General features: G+C 71.1%; 8 protein-coding genes. 4 read left to right on the forward strand and 4 right to left on the reverse strand.

What is annotated here, in order from left to right; genetic code table 11:
• The first annotated feature begins 204 nt into the window (after positions 1–204).
• Positions 205–558 carry a hypothetical protein gene (locus VGR06_RS31030; RefSeq protein WP_327562726.1) on the forward strand — a complete coding sequence of 118 codons (354 nt, stop codon included), beginning with the start codon at positions 205–207 and terminating at the stop codon, positions 556–558.
• A gap of 117 nt (positions 559–675) precedes the next feature.
• On the opposite strand, the gene VGR06_RS31035 is transcribed toward VGR06_RS31030, so the two are convergent.
• The 4 genes from VGR06_RS31035 to VGR06_RS31050 all read right to left on the reverse strand — a co-directional run bounded on the left by VGR06_RS31035 (position 676) and on the right by VGR06_RS31050 (position 4144).
• Complete coding sequence (locus tag VGR06_RS31035; protein ID WP_327562719.1) at positions 676–1575, reverse strand: SAM-dependent methyltransferase; 900 nt, start codon at positions 1573–1575, stop codon at positions 676–678.
• Positions 1576–1623: 48 nt separating this feature from the next.
• Entirely contained in the window at positions 1624–2490 is an 867-nt protein-coding gene (locus VGR06_RS31040) for a helix-turn-helix transcriptional regulator (protein ID WP_327562720.1), read from the reverse strand.
• Between the two features lie 84 nt (positions 2491–2574).
• The gene (locus VGR06_RS31045) at positions 2575–2778 is read right to left on the reverse strand and encodes a DUF397 domain-containing protein (RefSeq protein WP_327562721.1); all 204 of its coding nucleotides are present in this window, start codon (positions 2776–2778) and stop codon (positions 2575–2577) included.
• Between the two features lie 103 nt (positions 2779–2881).
• Entirely contained in the window at positions 2882–4144 is a 1263-nt protein-coding gene (locus tag VGR06_RS31050; protein ID WP_327562722.1) for a hypothetical protein, read from the reverse strand.
• A gap of 212 nt (positions 4145–4356) precedes the next feature.
• Between VGR06_RS31050 and VGR06_RS31055 the strand changes: the two genes are divergently transcribed.
• From VGR06_RS31055 to VGR06_RS31065, 3 genes are all read left to right on the forward strand, one after another.
• Entirely contained in the window at positions 4357–5970 is a 1614-nt protein-coding gene (locus VGR06_RS31055; protein ID WP_327562723.1) for a PfaD family polyunsaturated fatty acid/polyketide biosynthesis protein, read from the forward strand.
• Between the two features lie 14 nt (positions 5971–5984).
• Complete coding sequence (locus VGR06_RS31060) at positions 5985–11351, forward strand: SDR family NAD(P)-dependent oxidoreductase (protein ID WP_327562724.1); 5367 nt, start codon at positions 5985–5987, stop codon at positions 11349–11351.
• The coding region (locus VGR06_RS31065) for a polyketide synthase (protein WP_327562725.1) at positions 11348–12609 on the forward strand (1262 nt) is incomplete at its 3' end. The genes VGR06_RS31060 and VGR06_RS31065, both read left to right, overlap by 4 nt.

The raw sequence follows: 12609 nt of genomic DNA on the forward strand, positions 1-12609 counted from the left end.
CGCCCTCCGATGGTAGGGCCGCCTCATCCGGAAGTAGCCGGTCAACGCAATCGGTCGCGCAGTTCCCTGATGTCAACGATGTCACGGCGCCTAGCTGGAATAATCGGACGTACTGGAATAATCGACGCGATTGTCCTATAGTTGTCGTGCTCTCCTGCCGGCCAAAGAACACCTCGGACGAAGGATTGGTACGACCGCGTGAACATGACCTGGACCGGCCATGGTTCCGCTGACGACTCGGTCCGGCGTTTGCTTGACCTGCGCCATTGTGGCTGGCACTTTCAGCCGGTAGTGGTGTCGGACGAGCTGGAGCTGCTCACCGGTGCGCGGGTGTGGCCCGACGGCTGGTCGGATGCCATTGCCATCCGCGACCTGAGTGATGCCAAGGCGTTTCGCTGCGATCCGGACGGCGGTGCGGTGTGGCTGCGGGAGGGCGGCCTGGTCGACGTCGTCGACGGTCTCATGGAACTGCCGGCCCCGGATCAGCCCGGTGCGCCGAAATTGGTCCGGGCCCGAGCGCCGAAACTATGGACACCGGGCGAGGGCCGTGGTCATTGACGTGATCTCAGCAAGATTCACGCGAGTCTGCCGTGTTCGGGTGTGGGAGCACGTTCATGCCGTGGAGGGCAAGGAACGTCACGTTCACTCCCTCGAAGGAAGCAACGTCGGATCACCTCATTGAACGGGTTTTCGGGCGAGCCCGGCCCATACGGCGGCCTGCTCGGGGGTCGAGAACTCGATGTTCGGCGCCAGCGAACCGGAGTCTTCCGGATGCCATTGCGGGGTCCATACCGTACCCGGGTCAACGAGTGGGAAGTCGCCGAACAGGGCGTTGATCTCGGCCCGTGCCCGGTAGAGAATGCGGCTGCTGACCGAGCTTGCGTACATTTTTCTGACGTCGTCGAGTTTGGTGACCAGGTCGGCCGGAATGCCGTCGTCGGTGAGGTGGGAGATGGCGAGATAGGAGCCCGGTGAGAGCAGTTCGCGATAACGCGCCACGGATTCGGCGCCGCAATCCAGGCCGTCCGGGCCGGGGTGGAAGAAATGCAGTACGGCGATCATCAGCAGGGCGATGGGCTGGTCGAGGTCGAGGATTCCGGTGCCCCGCGCCCGGTGCCACAGCTCGTCCGGCTCCCGGAGGTCGGCGGTGATGATGGCGTGGCGGTCCGGATCCCCTTCGCGGTTGAGGATGATTTCGGCGTGGGCCACGGCCACCGGCTCGTTGTCGACGTAGACGACCCGCGTGTCCGGTGCGATCTGGTCGGCGACCTGGTGGGTGTTCCCGGCGGTCGGCACGCCGGCGCCGATGTCGACGAACTGCCGGACCCCCAGCCTGGTCAGGTGCCGGACGACCCGGTTCAGGAACACCCGGTTCGCCAGCACCATGTCTTTCGACAGCGGTAGCCGGTCGATGATGCGCTGTCCGAACTCGCGGTCGATGGCCCAGTTGGCCGAGCCGCCGAGGAGGTAGTCGTAGACCCGGGCCGCGCTGGGGTGAGTGAGGTCGAGCCCGGCAAAAGAGCCTGGGTCCGACCGCTCGTCGGGCACGGTGCCGGTCCTTTCACAGCCGATCATGTGGCCACCCGCTCCGAATATTCGATCACAACGCCGGTACGGACGGTGTCAACTCTCATGCGCCGCCTGCCACCGGTGCCGGGCGTCCACCGCCATTTGATCAAGGAATTTGATGGTCTCGTCCCGGCCGAGCGCCGCTTCATAAAGCTCGTTCCAATGCTTGAGCAGGACCGTCAGATTCTTGCGAGCCTTTATCAGCGTGCCGCCGCCGGGATACTCGACGTAGGCGAAGTCGGGCACCTCACCGTCGAACTGCGCCAGCACGAAGTCGGTGCCGACGAAGGCGGACGTCGCGGTGAACGGCAGCAGCCGCAGCTCGAGCTGGGCGTGCGCATTGACCAGGGTGAGCAGGTGCTCGATCTGGTCGACCTCCAGGTCCGGCTGGCGCCCACCCGGCATCCGGAGCAACGAGGATTCGCTGAGGATGGCCCGGTAGCGCGGTGGGTTGTCGACGGTGAACAGCGTCGTGCGGGCCTGCCGCCGTTCGACCAGCTCCACCACGTCCGAAGTGCTGAACGCCTGGGACCCGAACTGGCGCAGCATGTAGAGCTCGGACTGCAGCGGGCCGGGGATGCGCTCGCTGTGCAGGCTGAGCAACTCCGTGGCGTTCTGCTCCAGATCGCTGAGTTGGGCGAACTCCGGGGTCATCGGCGGCGGACCGGCGCGACCCCGGCGGCGGCTTTCGCCGGCCAGCGCGCGCAGTTCATCGGCCTTGCCCGGGCTCACCCGGTAGGCGTCGAGCATGAGGTCGAGCTCGGCCGGATCGATCTCGGCGACCGTGCTCTCGATCTTGTTGATCTTCGCTTGCCCGCAGCCGAGGACACCGCCGATGGCGCGCTGGGTCAACCCCGCGGCCTCCCGCGCCTTGCGGAGCTCGCGGCCGAGTCTTCGGCGTAGCGCGGCTTGGTCGGCCAAGGAGACTGCTACCTATCGCTCGGGGAACGCGGTTCGCCCCCGAAGAATAGGCCAGGGCCGCACTGATCATTCGCACCGTCAAGTTCACCGTCGCGGGTGCGGCCCGGCCGTGGTCACCCGGGCCAGGAACGCCAGCCATCGCGCGGGCGGAAACGTGAGCGGCGGTCGGTCCCCGGCCTTGGTGTCCCGGACACCGACCAGGGGTTGACCGAGGCCGACCGCCACGCAGTTGTCTCCGCTCGGGCTGCATCGGCTGGACCTGACCCATCGCCAGGGGGCTGGCGTCATGGTTACTCCCTCGCTGCAGGACTAGAACACGATTAATCGTGCAGCGTGGAATATTCCTGAAGCAACCTTCGGTGGCCCGCCGTTTCCGTGCTGTGACCAGCGGTCAGAAGATCCAGAGCGGCGTGGTGAGCTTGGCGCGGACCTTGGGGTCCTCGATGAAGCCGGACTGGTTGATCGGGCGGCCGGGCTCGCCGACGTTGGTGCGCCGGCCGGCGAAGGAGCCGCCCTGCTCCTGGAAATGCTCGACGACGCAGAGGAAGAACAGGTCGTCGGCCAGGAACAGCAGGGCCAGATAGGTGATCTCGTCGATGATCTCGGCGAAGAACAGGAAGTCGATGGTCGAGTAGGCGGCGGCGACCACCGCGGGATGGAAGATCGGGTAGCCGTCGGGGTTGAACGCGTACGTCCCGTGCTTGGATCGCGCGTTGGCCAGCTGGATGTGGTTGCCGGCCGGCACCGGCGCGCTCGGGGCCAGGAACATGCTCTGGTCGAAGATCGAGACGCCTTCATGGGCGGTGGTGAAGAAGTCGTACGCGCTGTAGGCGGCCGGGTCGGTGCTGAACGTGCCGGGCGCCGGCACCGGAGCGGCGACGAGCACCGCCGATCGTTCCTGCTCCTCGGGATGGCCGCTCAGCGCCCGGATCACGTCGCCGACCGGGATGCCGACCAGATCGAGGATCGTGGAGGAGACACAGCCGAGATCCAGGCCGTCGTCCCGGTTCCACAAGCTGAGATAGTCGATCCGCAGGAATCCGAACTGGGTGAACCCGTCGGACGCGAAACCGAGCGGCTGCACGCGGAAGTCGCTCTTCGGCGGGACCGCCGGCAGGGGCACGACGGACGTCTGCGGCACGCCGTCGGCGTGGATGGCGAACCCGGTGCCGGGCAGCTCGCCGGCCGAGATGTGATAGAAGGGCGTGAAGGCGTCGGCGACGCCGTTCTCGAACGCGTCGGGCAGGCCGTCGGTGTCGTCGTCGAACTCCGCCACGGCTGCCGAGGGCTTGAGTGGTTGGGCGACCGTGCGCAACGCGTTGTCGGCCGGCCCGTGGTTTTCCTTGCCGGCGAGCAGATCGCGCACCGGTCGCGCGGACTGGCCGGCCGCCGCGGCGGATCGGATCTCCGGAGCGACCCGCGCCGTGAACAGGTCACGGACCCGTTGCTGTTGCTCAGGGTTGAGCGACGCCCACGCCGCCTTTCGTTCCGGGGTCGAACCGGGTGCGGCCCGGCCGGGTAGCACGGCGGATGCGGTGGCCAGTGAATTGCCGGACGCCGGCCCGGTCGTGTTGCCGGCGGTAGCCGGTGGCGCGGTCAACGACGCCGACAGGGTCGCGACGACACACCCGGCCACGATGGTTCGTAAACGCATGACATATCTCCCGTTTCGTGAGGGACCGATTCACGGTAGGAGCCGCCATCGCGCCTGTCGTGAGTAATGGGCGTACTCACCTTCAGAAGCGCAAACGTGCGTTGCGTTACCGTGTGCGGAGTCTGCGGCGAAGTCGGGGCGCGCGTGGGCGAATCCACACCTGACCGGGGGGACGTTCGTTGGATGCATTCGGCCCCGGGCGTGCCGCCGGCATGCCCGCCACCACAGCGGATCCGCCCGCGCCGCGCTGGCTGCCCGGGCGGCGGCCGGCCGATTTCGCCGCGGCCGGCATCGTCGCGAGCACGCGCCAGCTTCGGCAGCCGCTGCACATCATCCGCGGCGCGGCCGGACTCGAGCCTGGGGTGGGGCTGCACGGCACCGTGGTGACCTCCGGCGCCGGCTACGAGCTGCTCGGTTCGCTGCCGCCGATGTACCCGGAATGGCTGGGCGACCGGTCGTTCGGCCGGGTGCACGGCGTCCGGTTTCCCTACGTGGCCGGGGAGATGGCCAATGGGATCGCGACGACGTCGCTGGTCGTGGCGATGGCGCGGGCGGAGCTGCTGGGGTTCTTCGGGGCGGCCGGGCTCGCGCTGCCCACGATCGAGCGGGCGGTGCGGGAGCTGGCCACCACGTTGCGCGGGGTGCGCAACTGGGGGGTGAACCTGATCCACACCCCGTCCGAGGCGGGGCACGAGGATCGCCTGGTCGACCTGCTGCTGCGGGCGGATGTGCCGAAGGTGTCGGCGTCCGCGTTCATGGAGCTGACGCCGGCCGTGGTGCGGTGCGCGGTGGCGGGCCTGCGGTCCGACCGGGGCGGCGACGTCGTCCGCGCCCGGCAGCTGTTCGCGAAGGTCTCGCGGCCCGAGGTCGCCGAGATGTTCCTTTCCCCGGCGCCCGCGGAGATTCTGCGGGTCCTGCTGGACCGCCGGCAGGTCACCGAGGACGAAGCGCGCCTGGCACAACGGATTCCGCTCGCCGAGGATGTAACCGTCGAGGCGGACAGCGGCGGCCACACCGACAACCGGCCGCTGGCGGTGGTGCTTCCGGCCGTGCGGGCGCTGCGCGACCAGTTGGCCCAGCGCCACCGCTACCCGCGGCCCGTCCGGATCGGCGCGGCCGGCGGCCTCGGTGATCCGGCCGCGGTGGCGGCGGCGTTCGCGGCGGGCGCGGCCTACGTGCTGACCGGAACCGTCAACCAGCTCGCCGTCGAGGCCGGCCTGTCGGATGCGGCGAAGGCGTTGCTGGCCAAGGCCGACCTGTCTGACGTCGTGATGGCGCCGGCCGCCGACATGTTCGAGCACGGTGTGCGGGTGCAGGTGCTGCGGCGCGGCACGCTGTTCGCCGGGCGGGCCAAGCAGTTGTACGACGCCTACCTGGCTTACCCGTCGCTGGAGGAGATCCCCGCGCCGGTGCGCGAGCGGATCGAGAAGGACGTGCTGCGCGCCAGCTTCGCCGATGCCTGGTCGGACACCCGGAGGTTCTGGGCGGAGCGCGACATCCGGGAGGTCGAACGCGCCGAGAGCGACGCCCGGCACCGGATGGCGCTGGTGTTCCGCTCCTACCTCGGGTTGTCGAGCCGGTGGGCGATCGACGGCGAGCCGACCCGGGTGGCGGACTACCAGATCTGGTGCGGGCCGGCGATCGGCGCGTTCAATCGCTGGGTCGCGGGCAGCCCGCTGGCCGTACCGGAGCGGCGCACGGTCACCCAGATCGCGCTCAACCTGCTCGAGGGCGCGGCCACCGTGACACGGGCGCACCAGTTGCGTAGCTATGGCGTGCCGGTTCCCGATGAAGCATTCAGCTACCGTCCGCGTCTGCTGTCGTGAGGAGCGCCATGCTGATGCCTCCCGTTGCTCCGATTGCGATTGTTGGCCTCGCGGCGCTGATGCCCGGTGCCCGGGACGTGGCCGAGTTCTGGCGCAACATCGTCACCGGCCGGGATCTGATCACCGACGTGCCGGCCACGCACTGGTCGGCGGACGACTTCTACGACCCCGATCCCGCGGCGCCGGACAAGACGTACAGCCGCCGGGGGGCGTTCCTGCCCGAGATCGAGTTCGATCCGCTGGCGCACGGGCTGCCGCCGGCCACGCTGCCCGCGCTGGATCCGGGTCAGCTGCTGGGTCTGGTGGTCGCCGACGAGCTGCTGGCCGACCTCGACGCGGGCCTCGCCGGACCGCTGGACCGGGAACGGGTCAGCGTCATCCTCGGCAGCTCCACGCTGAGCCGGGTGGGCACGATGGACGCCCGGATCCAGCGTCCGGTGTGGCGCAAGGCGTTGCGCGAGCAGGGGATTGACGAGGCGACGGCGGAGGCGGTGTGCGACCGGATCGCCGCGCGGTACGTGCCGTGGCAGGAGGCCACCTTCCCCGGCCTGCTGTCGAACGTGGTGGCCGGCCGGATCGCGAACCGGCTCGACCTGCACGGCACGAACTGCACCGTCGACGCCGCGTGCGCGAGCTCGCTGGCGGCGGTCGCGGCAGGCGTCAACGAGCTGTCGCTCGGGCAGGCCGACCTGGTGATCACCGGTGGGGTCGACGCGACCAACAATCCCTTGATGTACGTGTGTTTCAGCAAGACGCCGGCCTTGTCGCCGACCGGCGACGTGCGGCCGTTCGCCGAGGACGCCGACGGCACCATGCTCGGCGAGGGCCTGGCGATGATCGCGCTGAAGCGGCTCGACGCCGCGGAGCGGGACGGCGACCGGATCTACGCCGTGATCCTCGGCATCGGGTCCTCTTCGGACGGACGCGGCGGGGCGATCTACGCGCCGATGCCGCAGGGCCAGGTTCGGGCGCTGCGGAGGGCGTACGAGGCGGCCGGGTACGGTCCGGACACGGTGGAGCTGGTCGAAGCCCACGGCACCGCGACGAAAGCCGGGGACGCCGCCGAGTTCGAGTCGCTGTGCGAGGTGTTCGGCGGGAGCGGGCGGCAGGACGGGCCCTGGTGCGCGCTGGGCACGGTCAAGTCGCAGATCGGCCACACCAAGGCGGCGGCGGGCGCGGCCGGGCTGGTGAAGGCGGTGCTGGCCCTACATCACCGGGTTCTTCCGCCGACCATCAAGGTGCGGCAGCCCAACACCCGGCTCGGCCTCGACCGCAGTCCCTTCTACCTCAACACGTCCGCCCGGCCCTGGACGCGCTCCGCCGACCACCCGCGCCGGGCCTCGGTGTCGAGCTTCGGCTTCGGCGGCGCCAACTTCCACGTCGCGCTGGAGGAGCGCCACGGCCGGGCGGCGCCGCGGTTCCCGGTCGCCATCAGCGAGCTGCCGCGGGGCTACGACCCCGGCCGGCCGGAGCCAGGACTGGTCGCGTTCCTGTTTCCCGGGCAGGGCGCGCAGTACGTGGGCATGGGCGCCGACGTGGCGATGGCTTTCCCCGCGGCGCAGGACATCTGGGATTTCGCCGCCGGCCTGGGCCTCGCCCTGCACGACGTCGTGTTCCCGCCACCGGTTTTCACCGACGCGGACCACCTGGCGCAGCAGCAAAGGCTCACCGGGACGAGCTGGGCGCAACCGGCGCTGGCCGCGCACAGCCTGTCCCTGCTGGCGATGCTCACCGCGGTCGGGATCGAACCCGATTGCGTCGCGGGCCACAGCCTCGGCGAGTTGGTCGCGCTGCACGCCGCCGGAGCCATGGACGCCGCGACCCTGTTGCGGCTGGCCAGGTTCCGCGGCGAGGTGATGGCCCGCGCCGGCGGTGAGCCGGGGGCGATGCTGGCCGTCGCGGCGGACGCGTTGACGGTCGCGGCGGACGTCAACGGCACGGGTGGGGTGTGGCTGGCGAACCTCAACGCTCCACATCAGACAGTCGTGTCGGGTACCGCGGACGCGGTCGAGGCGGTGCGGGCGCGGCTGTCCGCCGAGGGGATCACGGCACGCCGGTTGGCGGTCTCCGCCGCGTTCCACAGCCCGCTGATGGAGCCGGTGACGCAGCCGCTCCGCCAGTTTCTGGACGGACTTTCCCTTGCCGCGCCGGGGATCGATGTCTACGGCAATGCTGACGCGCAGGTGTACCAGCGTGATCCGGAAGCCGTGCGGGCCCGGCTCGCCGAGCACTCGACCTCGCCGGTCCGGTTCCACGACCAGATCGAGGCGATGTACGCCTCGGGCGTGCGCACGTTCATCGAGGTCGGCGCCGGATCCACGCTCACCGGTCTGGTCGGCCAGATCCTCGGCGAGCGTGACCATCTCGCGGTGAGCCTGGACAGGCGCGGCCGGGACGGCGTCACCGCCTGGCACGAGGCGCTGGCCCGCCTGGCCGCCCGGGGTGTGCCCATGACCCTGCCCGGGCCGCCGCACCACGAGATTCCGGCACCGCCGCCCCGCCTGTCCGTGACCATCAACGGAACCGGCTACCGCACACCACCGGACATTCCCGCCCCCGTCCCCCAGGAGCCCGCCGCCATGCCCGATTTCCGCGAACCGACACCCGAACCGAATGCGGACTGGCTGGCCGCGGTGGCGGAACTGCAGCGCCAGACCGCCGAGGCGCACATGCACTTCCAGAACGTCCTCGGCGAGGCGCACCGCGCGTTCCTGCACATGGCCGAGAACACGTTCGCCGCGTTCACCGGAGCGCCGCCGCCCCCGGACCCGGCCGGTAGGCCTGCGGTGCCGCCACCCCCGCCGGTGATCGCGCGGCCACCGGTCCAGGAGGCCCCCGTCTTCGTGTCGCCGCCCCCGGTCGCGGCGGTGTCGTTGCCGGCACCTGGGCCCGAACCGGCTGCTGCGCTGGATCTTGGACTGCTGCTCGACGTGGTTGCCGACAAGACCGGCTATCCGGCCGACATGCTCGACGGCGCCATGGATCTCGAGGCGGACCTGGGCATCGACTCGATCAAGAAGGTGGAGATCTTCGCCGCGGTGCGCCAGCGCGTCGCCGGCATGCCGCCGGCCGACTCACCGCAGATGGCGCAGCTGTTCCAGCTGCGCACGCTCGACCAGATCGTCCGCTGGGCCGGCGACGGCAACGGTGACCACCCGGCTCGGCGCGACCGCAGCGGCCATGGCGATCCCGGGCCGCCGGCGGTGCGATCCGAGCACCCCAAGGAGATCGCCACACTGCGTCGACTACAGGTCAAGCCCGTCCCCGCACCGGCGTGTGGTCAGGCGCTGCCGGGACTGACCCGCTCCCCCCTGGTCATCGTCGACGGCGGCAGCGGCTTGGCGGCGGCGATGGTCGAGCAGCTCACCTCCCGCGACATCCCCGCCGTGGTCAGCGATTCCCCCGAACCCGAGGCGCGGGGCGTGATCCTGCTCGGCGGGATGGCCACGCCGACCAACCCCCGCCGGGCCGCGGAGACGACCCGGGCCGCCTTCCGGATCGCCCGGACCGTGGCCGCCGGCATGACCGACCGGGGTGGGGTGTTCGTCTCCGTGCAGGACACCGGCGGGTGCTTCGGGCTCGTGGACCCCAGCTCGCAGCGCGCCCCCCTCGGTGGTCTGGCCGCACTGGCCCGAACCGCCGCGCTGGAGTGGCCGCTCGCGGCGGTGAAGGCCATCGACTGCGAGCGCGGCACCCGGGACGAGCGCGCCGTCGCCACGGCGATCGTCGAAGAACTGCTGACCGGCGGTGCCACGCTCGACGTGGGGCTGCGCGCGGACGGAACCCGCTGGACCCTCGCCGACGAGGAGGCCTCCGTCGTCGCCGGCGTAGCGCCGGTCACGGAGGACTCGGTCCTGGTCGCCACCGGCGGCGCTCGGGGTGTGACCGCCGCGGCGCTGCTCGCGCTGGCCGAGGCCCACCGTCCCCGAATGCTGCTGATCGGACGCACCGTCCTCGCCGACGAACCCGCTTCGCTGGCCGGGGCCCGTGACGAGAAGGCGCTGATTCGGCTGCTGGCCGAGGAAAACGGCACACCGGCGCAGGCGGCCACCCGGGCGCGGGAAATCCTGGCCGTGCGCGAGGTCCGCGCCACGCTCGCGGCGATGGAGCGGGCCGGGGCCACGGTCCGCTACGCCGCCGTCGACGTGACCGACCGGGTGGCGCTGGACCGGGAGCTGGACCGGGCCCGCCGGGAATGGGGCCCGATCACCGGGATCGTCCACGGTGCCGGAGTGCTCGCGGACAAGGTCATCGCCGGCAAGACCGACGAGGCGTTCGACCGGGTGTACGCCACGAAGGTCGCCGGCTGGCACACGTTGCTGGCGGCGACCGCGTTCGATCCGCTGAAGCTGCTGTGCGTGTTCTCCTCCGTCGCCGCCCGCTTCGGCAATCCGGGGCAGAGCGACTACGCGATGGCCAACGAGACGCTCAACCAGCTGGTGTGCGCCGAGCGCGCGCTCCGCCCGAACTGCCGGGTCCGCTCGATCGGTTGGGGCCCATGGGAAGGCGGCATGGTCACCGAGTCGCTCGCGGCCCACTTCAAAGATCGCGGCGTGCCGCTCATCCCGCTGGACGCCGGCGCCCGGGCCTTCGTGGCCGAGCTCGACGCGGCCGACGACCCGGCCTCCGTGCTCATCGATGCCGGAACGGGCCCCGGCATCGCGGTGGACGCACGCACGCACGGCTACCTCGCCGACCATGCCCCGGCCGGGACACCGGTGCTCCCGCTGGCCCTCGCGGCGGAGTGGCTCATGGCCGCGTCCCGCCAACCGACCCTCGTCGACCTGCGGGTGCTCAACCGCATCGACCTGCCGGATCTGGCGGCGGGCCACCGCTTCACCATTGACCGGGATCAGGCCGGGCTACGGCTCAGATCGGCTGACCGGGCACACTACCGGGCGCGCCTGGCCGGCTCGGAGCCGCTCGGCACGCGTACCTGGCCCGCGATCAACGGGTCCTCAGTGGACACCGTCTACGGCAGTTCGGCACTCTTCCACGGGCCCCGGTTCCAAGCGCTGCAACGGCTCGACGCGATCTCCGAGGATGGCGCCGACGCCCGGGTGCTCGGGGTGCGGGCCATGGGCTGGCCCGGCGGTCCCTGGTGGACGGACCCGGCGGCCGTCGACGGCGCCCTGCAGGCGGCGGTGCTGTGGGCGTCCCACGCCACCGGTGACGCGACCCTGCCGATGGCCGTGGACGTGCTGCGCGTGCACCGCACCGGTCCGGCCCCGGGCCCACTCCGCTGCCTGGTGCGCGCCGGAACCGTCGCAGAGGGACAGTCGTCGTGCGACATCGTCCTGCTGGACGAGGACGGCGAGCCACGCGCGGAGCTGCTCGGCGTCAGCATGGTTCGCCGGCCCGATAGGGCGTACGTGCGATGAATGACTCATTCATCGCGGCTGGCGCACTGAATGAGTCATTCATCGCACCGTTCGAGCCGATCGCGGTCGTCGGCCGGGGTTGCGTGCTGCCGGGCGCGCTGGACCCGGACCAGTTCTGGGACAACATCGCGCACGGCCGGGTCAACCTGCAGACGGTGCAGGGCTTCGACGAGGTCTTCGACCCCACCGGCTTCCACACCGATGCCGAACAGGTCGCGGCCTCCGACCCGGCCCTGCGTTGGGTCCTGCACGCGGCCCGGGCCGCACTGCGGGAGGCCGGCCGCGACGGGCCACACCCCAGGGCCGGCCTGATCCTGGGCAACCTCGGCTTCCCCAGCCGGGGACTGGCCGGCTACGCCGCGCGGGTCTGGCTGGCCGATCACCCGGACCTGCTCGCCACTCTGCCCGAGGTGTCCGGTGTGGACGCCCGGTCGCGGTTCTGTGCCGGCCTTCCGGCGCACACCGCGGCACGGGCCCTGGGTCTCGGCGCGGGAGCGATGGCGGTGGAGGCCGCCTGCGCTTCGGCGCTCTACGCCATCAAGATCGCCTGCGACCGGCTGCACGATGGTATGGCGGACCTGATGCTCGCCGGAGCGGTGAGCGGCTGCGACGGGCTGATCATCCACCTCGGCTTCGAGGCCCTCGGCGGCCTGAGCCCCACCGGGCAGAGCCGGCCGTTCCACCGCCAGGCCGACGGTCTGGTCCCCGCCGAGGGCGCGGCGATCGTGGCACTGATGCGGCTGCGCGACGCCGTCGACGGTAGGATGCCCATTCACGGTGTGCTGCGCGGCGTCGGCCTGTCCAACGACGGGCGCACCGGCGGGTTCCTGGTTCCGGCCGAGGACGGCCAGATCCGGGCCATGCGCGCAGCGTACGACCAGGCCGGCTTCGGCCCGGAAACCGTGTCGCTGCTGGAATGCCACGCCACCGGCACCCCGGTCGGCGATGCCGTCGAGGCCAGGGCGACCGCCACGTTCTTCGCCGGGCACCGCGATCTGCCGCTGGGCTCGGCCAAGTCGAACGTCGGCCACCTGCTGACCGCCTCCGGTGCCGCCGGTCTGCTCAAGCTGCTCGGCGCCATCCAGGCCGGGATACGCCCCGCGACCGCAGGGGCCGCGGACCCGATCGGCGAGCTGTCCGCCGGCCCGCTGCGGCTGCTGACGGCCAACGAGCCGTGGCCGGGCAGCCGTCGCGCGGCGCTCAGCGCCTTCGGGTTCGGCGGCTGCAACGCCCATCTCATCGTCGAGGCCTTCGACGG

The organism is Actinophytocola sp., assembly GCF_036002505.1.
Classification (GTDB): Bacteria; Actinomycetota; Actinomycetes; order Mycobacteriales; family Pseudonocardiaceae; genus DASYTH01.